The sequence below is a fragment of the Agrococcus beijingensis genome (genome assembly GCF_030758955.1).
Classification (GTDB): domain Bacteria; phylum Actinomycetota; class Actinomycetes; order Actinomycetales; family Microbacteriaceae; genus Agrococcus; species Agrococcus beijingensis.
In genome coordinates this window covers 2,414,141-2,430,761 of record NZ_CP132360.1, presented here as the reverse complement: position 1 = coordinate 2,430,761, position 16,621 = coordinate 2,414,141, and the positions used below count along the sequence as shown (strand labels likewise).

Here is a 16,621-nt window from a genome sequence, read left to right as displayed (position 1 = left end):
GGCGGCGGGCGGGCAACTGTCGGCGCTGGCTGCGCGTCGCGCCTGCGCCGCCAGCGCGCTCGCTGGCACGCGCCACGGGGGATGCTTGTCTGAGCGGGCGCCTCACCGTATGCTCGTATCAATAATCGAAGCCCGTGTTCATATAACGAACACCCGATGACGATGATGTCAGTCGTCCCCACACAGGAGTGAGGAAAGCCGTGCAGTTCCACCACCACGGATATGTGTCCACCGACCCGCGCGTGCAGCCCGCTGCCGGCTACGGCATCGATCGGGCGACGGCGCTGCCCGACGAGGTCGACGTGCTGATCGTCGGCACCGGTCCGGCCGGCATGATCACCGCCGCGCAGCTCGCGCAGTTCCCCGACGTCAACGTGCGCATCATCGAGCGCCGCGCGGAGCGCCTCGCGATCGGCCAGGCCGACGGCATCCAGGCCCGCAGCGTCGAGACGTTCCAGGCATTCGGCTTCGCCGAGGCGATCACCGCCGAGGCCTACTGGATCACCGAGATGGCGTTCTGGACCCCCGACCCCGAGGATCCGTCGCGCATCGTCAAGACCTCGAGCCCGCTCGACGACCCCGCCGGCATCAGCGAGTTCAAGCACCTGATCGTCAACCAGGCGCGCGTGCTCGACTACTTCGCCGAGGCCGCGCGCAACGCCGCCGGCCGCGTCGAGCCCGACTTCGGCTGGGAGTTCCAGGGCCTCGAGGTCACCGACGAGGGCGAGTACCCGGTCGTGGTGCAGCTCGCCGGCACCGCCCACGAGCAGGAGGGCACGCAGCGCACGATCCGGGCGAAGTACGTCGTCGGCGCCGACGGTGCGCGCAGCGGCGTGCGCCGCTCGATCGGCTGCACGCTCGCCGGCCAGTCGGCCAACCACGCCTGGGGCGTCATGGACGTGCTCGCGGTGACCGACTTCCCCGACATCCGCACGAAGTGCGCGATCCAGTCGGCCGCCGGCAGCATCCTGCTCATCCCGCGCGAGGGCGGCTACCTCTTCCGCATGTACGTCGACCTCGGCGAGGTGCCCGAGGACAGCGACGGCGCCGTGCGCCGCACGCCGATCGACGAGATCATCCGCAAGGCGAACGACATCATGGCGCCGTACACGGTCGAGGTGAAGAACGTCGCCTGGAGCAGCGTCTACGAGGTCGGCCACCGCATCACCGACCGCTTCGACGACGTGCTGCCCGAGGATCGCGGCACCCGCGCACCGCGCGTGTTCATCACCGGCGACGCCTGCCACACGCACAGCGCGAAGGCCGGCCAGGGCATGAACGTGTCGATGCAGGACGGCTTCAACATCGGCTGGAAGCTCGGCCACGTGCTCGACGGGCGCGCCCCCGAGAGCCTGCTCGACACCTACTCGGGCGAGCGCCAGGTGGTCGCGCAGAACCTCATCGACTTCGACAAGGAGTGGTCGACGCTGATGGCGAAGCCGGCCAGCGAGTTCGAGAACCCGCAGGCCGTCTCCGACTTCTACACCGCCACCGCCGAGTTCCCGGCCGGGTTCATGACGCAGTACGACCGGTCGCAGATCGTCGGCGACACGACGCACCAGGCGCTCGCGAGCGGCTTCCCGATCGGCAAGCGCTTCAAGTCGGCCCTCGCCGCGCGCGTCGCCGACACCAACCCGCTGCACCTGGGGCACCAGCACACGGCCGACGGGCGCTACCGCCTCTACGTCTTCGCCGACGCCGCCAAGCCGGCCGAGGCATCCGCCACCCGCGACCTCGCGGAGTGGCTGCAGTCGTCGCCCGACTCGCCGATCGCCGTGCACACGCCCGCCGGTCGCGACACGAGCGCCCTGTTCGACATCAAGGTGATCTACCAGCACGGGCACCACGACGTCGTGCTCACCGACGTGCCGGAGGCGTTCAAGCCGATCGTCGGGGAGTTCGAGCTCGTCAACCTCGAGAACGTCTTCGGCGTGGTCGAGGGCTCCGACATCTTCGAGGAGCGCGGCATCTCGCGCGACGGCGCGATCGTCGTCGTGCGGCCCGACCAGTACGTCGCCGCGGTGCTGCCGCTGACGGCCACAGACGAGCTCGCGGCGTACTTCCGCGGCGCGCTGCTGCCCGCGGGCGAGTAGCGGCACTGCGGCGGCGCGACAGCGCGTCGGCCGTGCGGCAGAGGCCCTGATCCATCGAGGCGGATCGGGGCCTCCGTCATGCGCGGCCGTGACGGCAGCGCAGACCTGCGGCACGAACGGCGAAGCGCCCCCGGCCGTGAGACCGGAGGCGCTTCAACTGTGACCCCAGCGGGATTCGAACCCGCGTTACCGCCGTGAGAGGGCGACGTACTAGGCCGCTATACGATGGGGCCGTGCTGCGAACCTCGCGATTGCAACCTGGATAGTTTGCCACACGATCCCGTCAGTCGCAAAATCGGATGCGTCCGGCACGTCGTCAGCGTCGGTGCAGCACCTGCAGGGCCCCCGGCATGACGCTGCACCGCACCGGCAGCCGGCCCACGATCTCGCCGTCGGCGCAGACGATCACGGTCTCGTCGCTGGCGATCTCGGCCGACTCGCAGTCGACGATGTGCACGCGCGAGTCGGCCTCGTGGCGGCCGCGCAGCACCTTGCCGAGCAGCCACAGGAAGCGCGGGTAGGAGAGCTCGTCGGCGAAGACGGCCGTGAGCCGGCCGTCGCGCAGGTCGGCGCCAGGGGCGATCGGGATGCCACCGCCGAACGAGCGGTTGTTCGAGATGGCCGCGACGAGGGTGCGCCAGCTGCGCTCCGCTCCCCCGTCGAGGCGCACGCGGAACGTGCGGTGGCGCGGCCGCAGCACGGTCGCCAGGATCGCCGCCTGGTAGCGGATCCGGCTCGGCACGCGCGTGAACCGGAACGAGCGCACGTTGACGTCGGCGTCGAAGCCGACCGAGACGATGCCGGCCGCGAGCGTGACGCCGTCGGGGTGCTCGATGCGCACCAGGTCGACCCGGTCGGGCTCGCCGGCCAGGATCGCCTCGAGCGAGTCGATCACCGTGCCGGTCGAGCCGAGCTCGAGCGTGCGCGCGAAGTCGTTGCCGCTGCCCGAGGGCACGACCACCAGGCGCTTCGAGGTGCCGCCGACGATGTTGACCCCCAGGTGCACCATGCCGTCCCCGCCCACGACGACCAGCACATCCGCCTGGATCATCGCGAAGCGCGTCTGCTCCAGCTGGCCGGCGAAGTCGACGGCGACCACGTGCTCCACCCGATGGCCGAGGTCGGCGATGCGCGCGGCGACCAGCGCCCCGACCGGCTCGGAGCGCCCGAAGCGCGCGGTGGGGTTGGAGGCGACGACGACGTGCACGGCAGCGAGCCTATGGCGCTGCGGCCGCTGCGAGGATCGGGGGCGCCCCGGCCGCCGCCCGACACGGCCGGCACTCGCCGCCGGCGCCCGCACCCAATACCGTGGGGGCATGCGAGTCACCAAGCGAGAGCATGCCTGCATGATCCTCGACGACGAGGGGCAGCAGCTCGTCATCGATCCCGGCAACCAGACGAGCAGCTTCTCGGCGCCCGGCCTGGTGGCGATCCTCATCACCCACGAGCACGCCGACCACTGGGATGCGCCGCACCTCGAAGCGCTGCGGAAGGCCCACCCGAACGTGCCGATCTACGGGCCCGCGGGCGTCGCGGCGGCGGCGGAGGGCTTCGACATCACGGTCGTCGCGGCGGGCGAGCGCGTGACGGCCGGGCCGTTCCGGCTGCGGTTCCTGGGCGGCACCCATGCCGAGATCCACCGCTCGTTCCCGCTCATCGACAACCTCGGCGTGCTCGTCAACGAGCGCTTCTACTACCCGGGCGACTCGTTCACGACGCCCGACGTGCCGGTCGAGCTGCTCGCGACGCCCGCGGGCGCGCCCTGGCTGAAGATCGGCGAGGTGATGGACTTCGTCGTCGCGGTCGCCCCGCGCGCCACCTTCGCCGTGCACGACGCGACGCTCTCGTCGATGGGGCTGAGCCTGTCGCACGCCCGCATCGAGGGCGCGGTCGAGGAGCACGGCGGCCAGCACCACCGCCTGGGCACCGGCGACTCGGTCGAGGTCTGAGCGGCGCTGATCGCGCGACGGCCGCGACGGCGGCCGCATGATCGATCCCACCACGCTGCTGCTCTACGCGGCGGCGCTGTTCGTCGCGACCGTCGCGCAGCGCGTCATCGGCCTCGGCTTCGGCCTCGTCATGGGGCCGGTCTCGGTGCTGGTCGCCGGCCCGATCGCGGCGGTGCCGCTCAACCTGATCTTCGCGATCATCGGCTGCGGCCTGATGCTGCCGGGCGTCTGGCGCGACGTCGACTGGCGCCGCCTCGCGTGGCTGCTGCTGCCCGCGGTGCCGATGAGCGTCGTGGGGCTGCTCGTGGCGCGCATGGTGCCGACGGATGCGCTGCGGATCGCGGTCGGGCTCGTCGCGATCGCGGGCGTGCTGGTCTCGGTCGCCTTCACCCGCACCGCGCACACGCTCGACGGACCCGGCACCCGGATCGCCACCGGGCTGGCGATCGGCGGCCTCAACGCGGCGGTCGGCGTGGGCGCGCCGCTGGTGGGCGCCTACGCGCTGGTGAGCCGCTGGGATCCGCGCGTGCTGGCCGCCACCATGCAGCCGTTCTGGGTGATCCTGAACGCGGTGACGCTGCTCGAGCGGCAGCTGCTCGTGCCCGACGGCTTCCCGGCGTGGCCGTGGTGGGCGTGGCTGGGCGCCGCGGCTGCCGCCGGTCTCGGCACGCTGCTCGCCCACCGCATCGCCGACCGCGTGCCCGCCGCCGTCGCGCGGTGGACGATCATCGTGCTCTCGCTCGCGGGCGGCGCCGCCGTGCTGCTCGGCGGAGTCCTGGGGCTCGTCGCGAGCGCCTGAGGCCTGCGGCCTGAGGCCCGCGCCTGACGCCCGCAGCCGCTACGCGATCAGAGCGCGCACGACGCCGAGCGCCGCCAGCTGGCCCGCCGCCGCGCTCGCGATCACCGAGTGGCCCGGGCCCGCGGCCGCCCGGTGCGCAGCATCCCCGGCGGCGAGCACGCGCGCGACGCTCGTGGCCCCGAGCTCATCGACCTCGATGGCGCCGTCGGGCAGCATCGCGCAGCCGAGCGCCGCGGGCAGCGTCGACCGCTGCTGCCAGGCCCCGCCTGCCAGCACGCCGTCGCACGCGACCACGTCGCCGCCCTCGACGGCGATCCCCACGAGCCGGCCATCGCGCTCGACGACGTCGATGGCGCGACGCTCGTCCACGACCACGCCGAGCCGTCGCAGACCGTCGGCGACCTCGGGGTCGAGGCGCACCCCATCCGTCAGCCAGGTCAGGTGCTGCGCGACCCCGACCATCATGCGCACGGGATGCTCGCGCTGCGGCTCGCCGCCGAGCACCACCACCCGATCGCCCAGCTCGTGCCCGTGGCAGAAGGGGCAGTGCGCGACCTGCCCGCCCCAGTGCGGCGCGAGCCCGGGCAGCGGCAGCGGGAGGTCGGTCACGCCGGTCGCGAGCACGAGGAAGCGCGCCCGTAGCCGCCGGCCGTCGCCGAGCTCGACCGCCACGTCGTCCTCGCCCGCCACCGCGGCCACCGCGGTGCCGTCGAGCAGGCGCACGGTGCTGTAGGCCTCGAGCTGCTCTCGGGCGATCCCCCGGAACGTCGCCGGCGGGGTGCCGTCGCGGGTGACGACGTTCTGCATGTGCGCGGCGGCCGCGTTGCGCCCCGGCCCCGCGTCGACGAGCGCGACGGAGCGGTGCACGCGGGCGAGGGTGAGCGCGGCCTGCAGGCCCGCGGGGCCGCCGCCGAGCACGATGCAGTCGATGGGATCGGAGTCGTGGGTTGCCATGCGCACCAGCATGTGACTTCATGTCGACATGAGGTCAAGTCTGCTGTCGATCGGCGAGCTCGCGGCCGAGTTCGGCCTGGCTGCGCACGTGCTGCGGCACTGGGAGTCGCAGGGCGTGCTCGAGCCCACCAGCCGGGTCGGGGGCAAGCGCCGCTACGACGAGTCGGCGAGGATGCGCATCGGCACGATCCTGCGCGGCCAGGACGCGGGCATGTCGCTCGCGGCGATCCGCTCGGTGCTGGGCACCTCGAGCGCCGCCGAGCGGCACGCGATGCTCGCCGACCAGGTGTCGGCGCTCGAGCGGCGTCGGGCCGAGCTCGACGCGGCGCTTGCGGTGATCCGCCACCTGCAGTCGTGCGAGCACAGCGACTTCGCGCAGTGCCCCGGGTTCCGCGAGCTCATCACCGCCGAGCCACAGCCCATCGCGCACGTGCCGCGGACCCGCCATCGTGCCACTATCTGAACGCGGTGTTCTATGCTTGCAACAAGGCATCCGCTCGGCCCGGGCATCCGTGCACGCGGCGGATGCGCTGACGAGAGCGAGCGACGATGCCGACTGACGCCGAGACCCGACCCGACACCTCGGGATCGCAGACGCTCTCGCGCGGCCTGACCGCGCTCTCGCTGCTCGCCGACCACGGCCGCCAGACGATCCAGCAGCTCGCCGACCGGCTGGGCGTGCACCGCTCGGTCGCCTACCGGCTCGTGCGCACGCTCGAGGAGCACCGGCTCGTCGTGCGCGACCCCGCCGGCCTGCTGTCGCTCGGCCCGCAGCTGGTGATCCTCGCCCGCGACGTCGAGCACGACCTGCAGTCGGCCTCCCTCCCCCACCTGCAGCAGCTCGCCGACGAGCTCGGCGCCACCGCGTTCCTCGCGGTGCGCGACGGCGACGACGCCGTCACCCTCGTGACGGCCGTGCCCAGGGGGGTCAACGCATCCGTCGCCCAGCACCCCGGCCACCGCCACCCGATCGCGCTGGGCGCGCCCGGCATCGCCCTGCAGTCGATGCTCGACGCCGCCACCTGGCGCGCGCTCGGCCACGACGAGCCGATGCACCCCGAGGTCGAGGTCATGCGGCGGCGCGGGTGGGCCGTGAGCGCGAACGAGGTGATCCAGGGCATCACGTCGGTCGGCGCACCGATCGTCAGCCGGGGCTCGACGGATGCGTCGGTGGCGGTGGTCACGGTCGGACAGCCCGACACGGATGCGATGGGCGCCGCCGTGCAGCGCACCGCCCGCGCCATCGAAGCCGACCTGCGCTGACGCCGGCGTGGACCTGCTCTCGTTCGTCGTCGCGCTCGTCGCGGTGCTCATCGGCGCCGCCGGGCAGCGCATGATCGGCATGGGCTGGGGCCTGGTGGTCACCCCGGCCATCGCGCTGGTGGCCGGACCGCTGGCGGCGGTGCTGGTCGTGAACCTCTATGGCGCGATCGCCTGCATCATCATCCTGCCGAAGGTCTGGCGCGAGGTCGACTGGCGGCGGCTGCTGTGGATCGCGATCCCGGCGCTGGCGCTGATGGTGCCGGGGTTGCTGCTGGCGAAGGGGCTCGACACCGACGTGCTGCGCATCGCGGTGGGCGTGATCGCCGTCGTCGGCGTCGTGATCAGCGTGGCGTTCACCCGCACCGCGCGCACGCACGACGGCCCGGTGCTGCGCGTCGCGACCGGCACCGCCATCGGCGTGCTCAACTCGAGCGTCGGCATGGGCGCGCCCGCCGTCGGCGTCTACTCGCTGCTGTCGGGCTGGCAGGACCGCACCTTCGTCGCCACCATGCAGCCCTTCTGGGTGCTGATCAGCGGCGCCATCGTGGCGGTGCGGCCGTTCGTCGCGCCCGAGGGATCGCCCGACTGGCCGCTGTGGGCGTGGCTCGTGCTCGCGGTGCCGGTGGTCGCGGGCGTGCTGCTCGGCAACCGGCTCGCGCACCTGGTGAGCCGCACCGTCGTGCGCTGGGCGATCATCGGGCTGTCGGTGCTGGGCGGCGTCGCGCTGATCGTGACCGGCGGGCTCGGGCTGGTCGGCTGAGGTCAGCCGGTCGGCTCAGGCGGTCGGCTCAGCAGGTCGGCTCAGGCGGTCGGCGCAGCAGGCGACCGGGCGCAGCCGGCTCGTCGAGCAGCTCGGCGATGTGCGCGACCGCGTCGCCCGCGTGCACGATCGGGGCGCGCGCGAGGCCGATGACCAGCCCGGCCCGATCGGCCCGCACCAGCCTGCCCCGCGTGCTGAACGCATCCGCCACCCGTCCCAGCCGCTGGCCGGCGACGACCTGATCGCCCAGCGCCACCTCGAGGTGCAGGATGCCCTCGCCGCGCGACCGCACCCAGCCGCTGCTGCGACTGGTGGCCGACGCGACCTCCGGCGCCGGGGCGTCGTCGAGCATGCCGAGCGCCGCCAGCACCCGCAGCACGCCCGCCACTCCCGCGACGATCGGCGCCTCCTCGAGGCGCAGCGCCTCTCCGCCCTCGTAGAGCAGGGCGATCGCGCCGGCGTCGCGGGCGGCCTGCCGCAGCGAGCCGTCGCGCAGCCGCGCGTGCAGCATCACCGGCGCCCCGAACGCCTCGGCGAGCCTGCGCGTCTCGGGGTCGTCGAGGTCGGCGCGGATCTGCGGCAGGTTGTCGCGGCGGTCGGAGCCGGTGTGCAGGTCGATGCCCACATCGCAGCGCCCCACCACCTCGGTCATCAGCAGGTGCGCGATGCGGCTCGCGAGCGACCCGCGCGCAGAGCCGGGGAACGAGCGGTTCAGGTCGCGGCGGTCGGGCAGGTAGCGGTCGCCCGTCATGAAGCCGAGCACGTTCACCACCGGCACGGCGACCAGCGTGCCGCGCAGCGTGCGCGGCGAGACCGACGCCAGCACCTGGCGGATCACCTCGACGCCGACGACCTCGTCGCCGTGCACGGCCGCGTCGAGCCACACCGCCGGGCCGGGCTCGATGCCGTGCACGACGCGCACCGGCAACGAGACGTCGCCGCCCGTGACGAGCCGCGCGATCGGCAGGTCGACGCTCTTCGCCTGCCCCGGCCGCACCCGCAGGCCGCCGATCGCGAACGACTCACGCGCCATCGCGACCCAGGTTCCGTCGCCGAACGGCGCGCGCGGGGCGCCCGCCGAGGTAGGAGCGCGACGCATCGACCACGAAGCCCTGGCGGAGCGCCTCGCGCCCCACGAGCATCCGGAACCCCATCTCGTCGCGTCGCGAGAGGGTCACCTCGGTCGTGATCGTGCGCCCCCGCAGCGCGAGTGCTGTGCGGATGACGATGCGCGACTGCTCGTGGCCGGTCGAGGAGCGCACGACGCGACGGTCGTGCACGGGGCACTCGACGACGACCTGGTCGGCCTGCGAGCGCTGCCACGGATGCACCGAGAAGCGCACCCACTCGGCGCCGTCGCGCGTGAACTCCTCGAGGTCGAAGGCGTGCAGCGCGCTCGTGCGCGCACCGGTGTCGAGCTTGGCCTTCACCTGCGCGACACCGAGGTCGGGCAGGGCGATCCACTCGCGCCACCCGACGCTCGCCGAGGTGCCAGGATGGTCGTCGCCCATGCGCTCATCCAACCAGGAAGGCAGTGTGCCCAGAATGAGGCTCGCCATCCTCTCCCGCGCTCCGCGCTCGTACAGCACGAGGCGCCTGCGTGCCGCAGCCGTCGATCGCGGCCACGACGTCAAGGTGCTCAACACCCTGCGCTTCGCGATCGATCTCGCCGGCGACGCGCCCGACCTGCAGTTCCGCGGCCGGCAGCTCACCGACTACGACGCGATCCTGCCGCGCATCGGCAACTCGATCACCTACTTCGGCACCGCCGTCGTGCGGCAGTTCGAGCAGATGGACGTCTACACGCCCAACACGGCCAACGGCATCACCAACTCGCGCGACAAGCTGCGGGCCACCCAGATCCTGGCGCGCCACGACATCGACATGCCGGCGACGACCTTCGTGCGCGACCGCGCCGACGTGATCCCGGCGATCGAGCGGGTCGGCGGCGCCCCCGTGGTGCTGAAGCTGCTCGAGGGCACGCAGGGCATCGGCGTCATCCTCGCGCCCACGATCAAGGTGGCCGAGGCGATCATCGAGACGCTGCAGAGCACGCGGCAGCAGGTGCTGATCCAGCACTTCGTGGCCGAGAGCAGGGGCCGCGACATCCGCGCCCTGGTCGTCGGCGACCGCGTCGTCGCCGCGATGCGGCGCAGCGCGCAGGGCGACGAGTTCCGCTCCAACGTGCACCGCGGCGGCAGCGTCGAGGCGGTCACGCTCGATCCCGACTACGAGCGCGTCGCGGTGCGCGCCGCGCAGATCATGGGCCTCAAGGTCGCCGGCGTCGACATGCTCGAGGGCAATGACGGGCCGCTCGTGATGGAGGTCAACTCCTCCCCGGGCCTCGAGGGCATCGAGACGGCGACGCGGCTCGACGTCGCCGGCGCGATCATCGACTACATCGACAACCAGGTCGCCTTCCCGCAGATCGACGTGCGCGAGCGGCTGAGCGTCTCGACCGGCTTCGGCGTGGCCGAGCTGGTCGTGCACGGCGACGCCGACCTGGTCGGCAGGACGCTCGCCGAGTCGGGCCTCGGCGCCCGCGACATCACCGTGCTGACGCTCCACCGCGGCACCACCGTGATCCCGACGCCGAAGGGCAGCGAGGTGCTGCACGCCGAGGACCGGCTGCTGTGCTTCGGCAGGCTCGAGGAGATGCGCTCGATGATCCCGGCGCGGCCGAAGCGCCGGGCGCGCGTGCGGAAGCTGCCGAAGGAGCCCATGGGCGAGGCCTAGGCAGCCACGGGCGCCAGCACCTCCGAGAGCACCCCCTCGGCCCAGTCGACCGCCGCCTCGGCAGCCGGCACAGGGCCGCCCGCGTCGTGCCGGCCGTACTCGCCGAGCCGCTGGGCACCGCAGGCCGCGAGCGCCTCGTCGACGAGCTCGCTGCCGCGCGAGTAGGTCTTCGTGTAGCTGCGGTCGCCCATGCCGAACACGGCGTAGCGCAGGCCCGCGAGGTCGGGGCGCGCCGCGAGCGCCCGATGGAACGGCCGCGCCGACGTCGGCACTTCGCCGTCGCCGTAGGTGGCGCAGACCACGAGGTGCAGTCGGGATGCGTCGAGGTCGTCGGGCGTGATGTCGGCGAGATCCTGCACCACGACATCCGCTCGAGCCGCGAGGGTGCGCCGCAGCTCTTCGGCGACCAGCTCGGCGCCGCCCGACTCGGTGCCGAACAGCACCGTCACCGGCGCCCTCCCGACGCTGCCGGCGTCACCGGACGCATCCGCCACCGCCGTGATCTCGGGCAGCGGGATCGTGTCGTCGGCCGCGGCCTCGAGCATGGCGGCGACACCGCGCAGCTTCGCCCGCGAGCGCCCGGGCGCGGCGCCGAGCTGCTCGCGCACGTCGATGCGGCGCCAGCCGTCGAAGCCGATCTCGCCGGCGACCTCGGGCAGGCCCGGAGCGCCGATCGGCACCGCGCCGGTCTCGAGATCCTCGGCAATGGTGCGCGCGAGCTCGCGGGCATCGGTGCGCTGATCGGGGATGGTGCCGCGCGGGCCGCGCCGCAGCCAGCCAGCGGTGTAGAGGCCCGCCTCCACCCGGCCGTCCTGGTGAGCACCGGGCACGGCGAGCGACTCGGCGTCGCCGGCGAAGCCGACCGCCGTCACCACCGAGTCGGTCGGGATCGACACCTCTGCCTGGGCGTCGGCACCGACGAACACGATGCGCTCGACCGAGCCGTCGCCCTCGAGCCGCTCAGGCGTGAGGCCGAACCACCAGTGCACCGTGACGCGCGGCAGGCTCGGGCGCGTCTCGTCAAGCAGTCGCACCGCGTCGACGCGGGCGTCCTTGCCCGGCTCGACCAGCTGCAGATCGGCACCGTGCACGTGATGCGCGACGCCCGCCAGGCCCGCCAGCTCGCGCACCATGACGGGGTCGAACTTCGCGGCCGTCGGCGCGCTGCGGCCGACGACGTGGATCGTGCGCAGCTCGGAGACCAGCACCCGCCGCGCCTCGTCGTCGACGTCGGTGCCGTCGAGCTCCGCCTCGTCGCGCGCCAGCAGCCGCACGACGTCCACGGCGACGTTGCCGTGGCCGACGATGGTCGTCGTCGCGCCGAGGGAGGTCGCGGCCGGCTCGTCAGGATGCGCGTTCAGGAGGCGCGTGATGCGACCGGCGCCGTGCACGCCGCTGAGCGCACGCCCGGGCTCGCAGCCGGGGATGCCGAGCGGGCGGTCGAGCCGCAGCCCGGTCGCGAGCACCACGGCGTCGTAGGCGCCTCGGAGCGCCTCGATCGACGTGCCGCCGGCGGCGGGCGTCGTGCCGTCGGAGTCCGCACCGGAGCCCGTGCCGACGCGCAGGTTGCCGCGGAACCGCACCCCGTCCTGCAGGAACAGCCGGTCGAACTGCCGCGCGACCGACTTCGTGCCGTGGTGGTCGGCGGCGACGCCCGAGCGGATCAGCCCGTAGGGCACCGGCAGCGCATCGAGCACGTCGATCTCGGCACCCGGGAGCCTGCGGCGCAGCGCCTGCGCGGTGAAGCTGCCGGCCGGCCCCGAGCCGACGATGCCGATGCGCGGGGCGGGGCCGGCGGCGACGGCCGCGGCGGGTGCGGGCCCGCCAGCGGTGCGCGTCGTCACCGACGACCAGCGCACCGGCAGCTGCAGCATGCCGCGGAAGACCCATCCGCCGATCTCGGCCGGCCGCTCGGGCACGAGCTCGAGCCCCTGGAGCCGTTCGAACAGCATCGGCAGCGCCACGTCGGCGATCTCGGAGCGCGCGACCCAGGCGCCGAGGCACACGTGCACGCCCTTGCTGAAGGCCAGGTGCGGCTTGACCTCACGGCGGATGTCGAAGGCGGATGCGTCGTCCCAGACCCGCTCGTCGCGGTTGGCGGAGAGGATGCAGATGCCCAGCCGCGCCCCCGCGGGCAGCCGCACGCCGGTGAGCTCGACCTCGCGGGTGGTCTGGCGGGAGTAGAGGCCGATCGGGGCGATCCAGCGGAGCGTCTCGTCGAAGGCCGCGTGCCAGAGGCTCGGGTCGGCCTCGACGGCGCGGCGCTGCTCGGGGTGGGCGAGCAGCCCCCAGGCGGCGACGCCGAGCACGTCGCGCGGCTCGTTCAGCCCGCCGCCGATCGTCATCTTGACGTTGGCGCGGATGCGCTCCATCGGCATCTCGTAGTCGGGGATGCGCAGCAGCTGCGACAGCAGCGACTCGTTCGGGTTGGCCGCGTGCCACGGCAGCATCTCGTCGAGCACCGCGTCGACCTCGTCGAAGGAGCGCTTGCCCTTCGCCCACACCTCCGGGTCGTCGGCGTAGTTGCCGGTGGCGTCGATGAGGGTCTGCGACCAGCGCTGCAGATCCTGCTGGGTGGCGTTGTGGAGCCCCAGGATCCGACGCAGGCTCTCGGCGGCGAACGGCGCCGCGAAGTCCCAGATCAGGTCGGCGCCCTCCCCCTTCGCGATCATCGCGTCGAGGTGCTGCTCCGCGACCTCCTCGAACACGCCCCGCCAGTGGCGCTTGACGACGCCCGGGCGCAGCGTCGGCTGCCAGGCCTTGCGCTCGAGGTAGTGCTCGGGGTCGTCGCGCCGCAGCATCGAGTGCCCCATCGCGCGGATCTGCAGCGAGCCCTGCTCGTTCGCCGAGAAGACGGTCTGGTCGAGCTCGGTCTCGTGCACGGCCGCGTAGGAGGTGATCAGGTAGCGGCCGACGGCTGGCACCCAGTGCACGCCGCCCTCGGCGCGCAGGCGCTCGTAGATCGGGAAGGGGTCGCGGTACAGATCCGGGATCGTCACCCAATCGGCGACGGGAGCCTCGTTGCTCGTCATGGCACGTCCTCGTGGTCGTCGGTGCACGCATCCGTCACGGAGCACCGGCCTTCAGTCTGCTCGCTGCACTACGGTGAGGAAAGCGGATTGATCTGCACAACAACATCGGAAGAACCGAAGTGAGGGGCGCCCACCATGGATCTGCTCGACGCGCCGGGCTTCACGCTCCGGCAGCTCTCGTTCCTGGTCTGCGCCGCCGAGGAGGGCACGGTCGCCGGCGCCGCAGCGCGCCTGCACGTCTCGCCGTCGGCGGTGTCGGAGGCGCTCAGCGAGCTCGAGCGAGGTCTCGGCATGCAGCTCACGGTGCGGCGCCGCGCGCGCGGCCTCACGCTCACGAGCACGGGGGCGGATGTCGTCGCTCGCGCCCGCGCGCTGCTCGCGTCGTCGCGCGAGCTCGAGACCTCGCTGCGGGCTGCGCCGGGCGAGCTGGCCGGGCCGATCACCATCGGCTGCTACCCGACGCTCGCGCCGACGGTGCTGCCGCCGCTGCTGCAGGGCTTCGGCCGGCTGCACCCGCGCGTCGAGCTGACGGTGCTCGAGGCGACGCACGACCGGCTGCGGGGGCCGCTCGAAACGGGCCGCGTCGACGTGGCGTTCGTCTACGACACGCTCATCCCCGGCGAGCCGCAGCGGGCGAAGCTGTTCGAGCTGCCCGCGCACGTGATCGTGGCGGGCGACGACCCGCTGGCGGCTGCGGGCACGGGCGAGGTGCGGCTCGAGCAGCTGGTCGAGCGCGACCTGATCCTGCTCGACGCGCCGCCGTCGAGCGAGCACACGATGTCGCTGTTCGCCGCGCACGGGCTGGTGCCCCGCGTGCGCCACCGGGTGCAGAGCACCGAGGCGGTGCGGGCGCTCGTCGCACGCGGGCTGGGCTACGGCGTGCTCGTGCAGCGGCCCGCGAACCCGGCGAGCTACGAGGGCTACCCTGTGGCCATGCTCGAGATCTCGCCCGCCGTGCCGCCGGTCGGCATCGACGTCATCTGGCCGCGCTCGCCCGAGCCGACCGCGCGCACGCGCGCGCTCATCGACTTCGCGAGGGCGCTGCCCTGGCCGCAGCCCCGATGACCGCCGAGGTCGACGCGCTGCAGGACGGCGCACTGAAGGGCGGCGCGCTCGTGTGGGGCGTCAAGGCCTCGCTGGTCGGCTACGTGCGCGGCATGGCCGACGGCCGCGTCGAGGCCACCGGCGGTGCGGAGGTCGTCGACGACGGCTTCCGGTTCCCGCGCGGCGAGGGCGACGACCCGCTCGCCTTCCGCGGCAGCGTCGCGCTCACCGGGCACGGCGGCATGCTGCGCGTGGTGATCGCCGACCCGGCGCTGCGCGAGACGGCGGGCGGCTGGGCGATCGAGATCGCCGACCCCGACGAGCCCGAGGTGCGGCTGCGCTTCGCGACCCTGCAGGCGTTCGACGGCGAGCGCGCCACCGGCACGGCGCTGACGGCCGAGGGCGCCGACCTCTTCTTCTTCGGGCCCTACGCGCAGGGCACCCCGCTCGACGACCCGGTCGTCGCCTGACGCGATCGCGAGCGGCAGCGGCCCGCCTCGCCCGCCCAGCACACGGGAACGGCCCCGCCGAAGCGGGGCCGTTCCGTGTCAGCGTGTCGGAGTGCGTCAGCGCTCGACGCGGGCCGCCTGGTCGACCGGCGACGCCTCGACGAACTCGTCGCCCTTCTTCCAGTCGTCCCACTTGCCCGAGTTCTCGAACTCGATCGACAGAGGGATGCCGGTGCGGTCGCGCAGCAGCAGCGTGCCGATGATCGAGATCACGACGGTGGCGAGCAGGTAGCCCACGATGGCCCAGGTGCTGCCCGTGGCCTGCAGCAGCGCCTGTGCGATCGTCGGGGCGAAGGCGCCGCCGATGACAGCACCGATGGCGTAGGCGATCGAGACGCCCGAGAAGCGCACCGAGGCGGGGAACGACTCGGCGTACCAGGCGGCCTGCGCACCGTAGGTGAGGCCGAGGCCGACACCGAGGATGATCGTCGCCCAGGCCACACCGGCCACACCGGTCTCGACGAGCATGAACAGCGGCACGATGCCGATCGCGAGCGTCACCCAGCCGATGAGGTAGAGCGGCTTGCGGCCGATCTTGTCGGAGGCCCAGCCTGCGATGAACGTGAAGACGAGCCAGGAGATCGAGCCGGCGAACGCGGCCAGCTGCACGCCGACCGGGTCGAAGCCGAACCCGGGCGGGGTGCCGTCGACGGGGCGCGAGGCGAGGCCCTGCACGTAGCCGCCGGTCGTCATGTAGCCCGTGGCGTTGTTGGCCATGAAGACCATCGCGGCGAAGGCGACGATCGCGCCGTACTTCTTGAAGACCTGGACGATCGGGGCCGACGACTGCTGCGCGGTCTCCTTGATCTCCTGGAAGACGGGCGACTCGTCGACCGAGCGGCGCACGATGAAGCCGACCAGCACGAGGATGATCGAGACGAAGAACGGGATGCGCCAGCCGACCTCGAGGAACGAGTCACCGGGGAACATGGCGCGAACGCCTGCGAGCGTGCCGGTCGCGAGCAGCATGCCGATCGGCACGCCGGCCTGCACGAACGAGCCGTAGAGGCCGCGGCGGTTGGCCGGAGCGTGCTCGATGGCCATGAGCACGGCGCCGCCCCACTCGCCACCGGCAGAGAGGCCCTGCAGGATGCGGAGGAGCATGAGGAGGACGGGCGCCATGACGCCGATCGCCTCGTAGGTCGGCAGCGCGCCGACGAGCGTGGTCGACACGCCCATGAGCAGCAGCGTGATGACGAGCATCGGGCGGCGGCCCACGCGGTCGCCGAAGTGGCCAGCGAGGAACGCGCCGAGCGGGCGGAAGAGGAACGAGATGCCGATCGAGACGAGCGAGAGGATCTGCGCGAGGCCCGGGCCGGCCGGCTCGAAGAACAGCGCCGCGAAGACCAGGTTCGCCATGAAGGCGTAGATGAAGAAGTCGTACCACTCGATGGTGGTGCCGACGACGACCGCTGCGAGGACCTTGTTGCGCTCTCGGGCGCTGGTCGCGGTGTGAGCCGTGCTGTGGGACACGCTGACTCC

General features: G+C 73.0%; 15 protein-coding genes and 1 tRNA gene. 9 read left to right on the top strand and 7 right to left on the bottom strand.

Annotated elements, in window-relative coordinates:
• Positions 1-200 precede the first annotated feature (200 nt).
• Positions 201-2,093: an FAD-binding monooxygenase gene (locus tag Q9250_RS11835; RefSeq protein WP_306232084.1), complete on the top strand. Its 1,893-nt coding sequence runs from the start codon at positions 201-203 to the stop codon at positions 2,091-2,093.
• A 160-nt stretch (positions 2,094-2,253) separates the two neighbouring features.
• Here Q9250_RS11835 and Q9250_RS11830 read toward each other — a convergent pair.
• Both Q9250_RS11830 and Q9250_RS11825 read right to left on the bottom strand, forming a co-directional pair.
• Positions 2,254-2,326, bottom strand: a tRNA-Glu gene (locus Q9250_RS11830).
• Between the two features lie 83 nt (positions 2,327-2,409).
• The gene (locus Q9250_RS11825) at positions 2,410-3,300 is read right to left on the bottom strand and encodes a diacylglycerol/lipid kinase family protein (RefSeq protein ID WP_306232083.1); all 891 of its coding nucleotides are present in this window, start codon (positions 3,298-3,300) and stop codon (positions 2,410-2,412) included.
• A gap of 109 nt (positions 3,301-3,409) precedes the next feature.
• Here Q9250_RS11825 and Q9250_RS11820 point away from each other — a divergent pair, with 109 nt between their 5' ends.
• Complete coding sequence (locus tag Q9250_RS11820) at positions 3,410-4,042, top strand: MBL fold metallo-hydrolase (RefSeq protein WP_306232082.1); 633 nt, start codon at positions 3,410-3,412, stop codon at positions 4,040-4,042.
• 37 nt (positions 4,043-4,079) lie between these two features.
• Positions 4,080-4,841, top strand: a complete 762-nt coding sequence (locus tag Q9250_RS11815) for a sulfite exporter TauE/SafE family protein (RefSeq protein ID WP_306232081.1) — start codon at positions 4,080-4,082, stop codon at positions 4,839-4,841.
• Positions 4,842-4,880: 39 nt separating this feature from the next.
• Here Q9250_RS11815 and Q9250_RS11810 read toward each other — a convergent pair whose 3' ends face one another.
• On the bottom strand, positions 4,881-5,795 hold the full coding sequence (locus tag Q9250_RS11810) for an NAD(P)/FAD-dependent oxidoreductase (protein WP_306232080.1): 915 nt from the start codon (positions 5,793-5,795) through the stop codon (positions 4,881-4,883).
• 28 nt (positions 5,796-5,823) lie between these two features.
• Here Q9250_RS11810 and Q9250_RS11805 point away from each other — a divergent pair, with 28 nt between their 5' ends.
• The 3 genes from Q9250_RS11805 to Q9250_RS11795 all read left to right on the top strand — a co-directional run bounded on the left by Q9250_RS11805 (position 5,824) and on the right by Q9250_RS11795 (position 7,818).
• Entirely contained in the window at positions 5,824-6,258 is a 435-nt protein-coding gene (locus tag Q9250_RS11805; protein WP_306232079.1) for a helix-turn-helix domain-containing protein, read from the top strand.
• An 86-nt stretch (positions 6,259-6,344) separates the two neighbouring features.
• Positions 6,345-7,058 (top strand): IclR family transcriptional regulator, encoded by a 714-nt coding sequence (locus tag Q9250_RS11800; protein WP_306232078.1) that lies wholly within the window; start codon positions 6,345-6,347, stop codon positions 7,056-7,058.
• Positions 7,059-7,065: 7 nt separating this feature from the next.
• Positions 7,066-7,818: a sulfite exporter TauE/SafE family protein gene (locus tag Q9250_RS11795; RefSeq protein WP_306232077.1), complete on the top strand. Its 753-nt coding sequence runs from the start codon at positions 7,066-7,068 to the stop codon at positions 7,816-7,818.
• Positions 7,819-7,846: 28 nt separating this feature from the next.
• Here Q9250_RS11795 and Q9250_RS11790 read toward each other — a convergent pair whose 3' ends face one another.
• Together Q9250_RS11790 and Q9250_RS11785 are read right to left on the bottom strand one after the other, a co-directional pair.
• Positions 7,847-8,851, bottom strand: a complete 1,005-nt coding sequence (locus tag Q9250_RS11790) for a succinylglutamate desuccinylase/aspartoacylase family protein (RefSeq protein ID WP_306232076.1) — start codon at positions 8,849-8,851, stop codon at positions 7,847-7,849.
• Complete coding sequence (locus tag Q9250_RS11785) at positions 8,841-9,329, bottom strand: ATP-dependent zinc protease family protein (protein ID WP_306232075.1); 489 nt, start codon at positions 9,327-9,329, stop codon at positions 8,841-8,843. The genes Q9250_RS11790 and Q9250_RS11785 overlap by 11 nt, the downstream gene beginning before the upstream one ends.
• A 34-nt stretch (positions 9,330-9,363) precedes the next feature.
• Here Q9250_RS11785 and rimK point away from each other — a divergent pair, with 34 nt between their 5' ends.
• Complete coding sequence (gene rimK, locus Q9250_RS11780; protein ID WP_306232074.1) at positions 9,364-10,554, top strand: 30S ribosomal protein S6--L-glutamate ligase; 1,191 nt, start codon at positions 9,364-9,366, stop codon at positions 10,552-10,554.
• On the opposite strand, the gene Q9250_RS11775 is transcribed toward rimK, so the two are convergent.
• Positions 10,551-13,586 carry a cytochrome P450 gene (locus tag Q9250_RS11775; RefSeq protein WP_306232073.1) on the bottom strand — a complete coding sequence of 1,012 codons (3,036 nt, stop codon included), beginning with the start codon at positions 13,584-13,586 and terminating at the stop codon, positions 10,551-10,553. The two genes, rimK and Q9250_RS11775, sit on opposite strands and share 4 nt — an antisense overlap.
• Positions 13,587-13,721: 135 nt before the next feature.
• On the opposite strand from Q9250_RS11775, the gene Q9250_RS11770 reads away from it, so the two are divergent.
• Together Q9250_RS11770 and Q9250_RS11765 are read left to right on the top strand one after the other, a co-directional pair.
• The gene (locus Q9250_RS11770; protein WP_306232072.1) at positions 13,722-14,651 is read left to right on the top strand and encodes a LysR family transcriptional regulator; all 930 of its coding nucleotides are present in this window, start codon (positions 13,722-13,724) and stop codon (positions 14,649-14,651) included.
• Positions 14,648-15,100: an HtaA domain-containing protein gene (locus Q9250_RS11765; RefSeq protein ID WP_306232071.1), complete on the top strand. Its 453-nt coding sequence runs from the start codon at positions 14,648-14,650 to the stop codon at positions 15,098-15,100. Before Q9250_RS11770 ends, Q9250_RS11765 begins: the two co-directional genes overlap by 4 nt.
• Before the next feature lie 96 nt (positions 15,101-15,196).
• Here Q9250_RS11765 and Q9250_RS11760 read toward each other — a convergent pair whose 3' ends face one another.
• The gene (locus Q9250_RS11760; RefSeq protein WP_306232070.1) at positions 15,197-16,612 is read right to left on the bottom strand and encodes an MFS transporter; all 1,416 of its coding nucleotides are present in this window, start codon (positions 16,610-16,612) and stop codon (positions 15,197-15,199) included.
• Positions 16,613-16,621: the final 9 nt, after the last annotated feature.

Coding starts and splice junctions, on each gene's coding strand:
- Q9250_RS11820 (WP_306232082.1), top strand. CDS start 3,410: ATGCGAGTCACCAAGCGAGAGCATGCCTGCATGATCCTCGACGACGAG.
- Q9250_RS11815 (WP_306232081.1), top strand. CDS start 4,080: ATGATCGATCCCACCACGCTGCTGCTCTACGCGGCGGCGCTGTTCGTC.
- Q9250_RS11810 (WP_306232080.1), bottom strand. CDS start 5,795: ATGGCAACCCACGACTCCGATCCCATCGACTGCATCGTGCTCGGCGGC.
- Q9250_RS11805 (WP_306232079.1), top strand. CDS start 5,824: ATGAGGTCAAGTCTGCTGTCGATCGGCGAGCTCGCGGCCGAGTTCGGC.
- Q9250_RS11800 (WP_306232078.1), top strand. CDS start 6,345: ATGCCGACTGACGCCGAGACCCGACCCGACACCTCGGGATCGCAGACG.
- Q9250_RS11790 (WP_306232076.1), bottom strand. CDS start 8,851: ATGGCGCGTGAGTCGTTCGCGATCGGCGGCCTGCGGGTGCGGCCGGGG.
- Q9250_RS11785 (WP_306232075.1), bottom strand. CDS start 9,329: ATGGGCGACGACCATCCTGGCACCTCGGCGAGCGTCGGGTGGCGCGAG.
- rimK (WP_306232074.1), top strand. CDS start 9,364: ATGAGGCTCGCCATCCTCTCCCGCGCTCCGCGCTCGTACAGCACGAGG.
- Q9250_RS11775 (WP_306232073.1), bottom strand. CDS start 13,586: ATGACGAGCAACGAGGCTCCCGTCGCCGATTGGGTGACGATCCCGGAT.
- Q9250_RS11770 (WP_306232072.1), top strand. CDS start 13,722: ATGGATCTGCTCGACGCGCCGGGCTTCACGCTCCGGCAGCTCTCGTTC.
- Q9250_RS11765 (WP_306232071.1), top strand. CDS start 14,648: ATGACCGCCGAGGTCGACGCGCTGCAGGACGGCGCACTGAAGGGCGGC.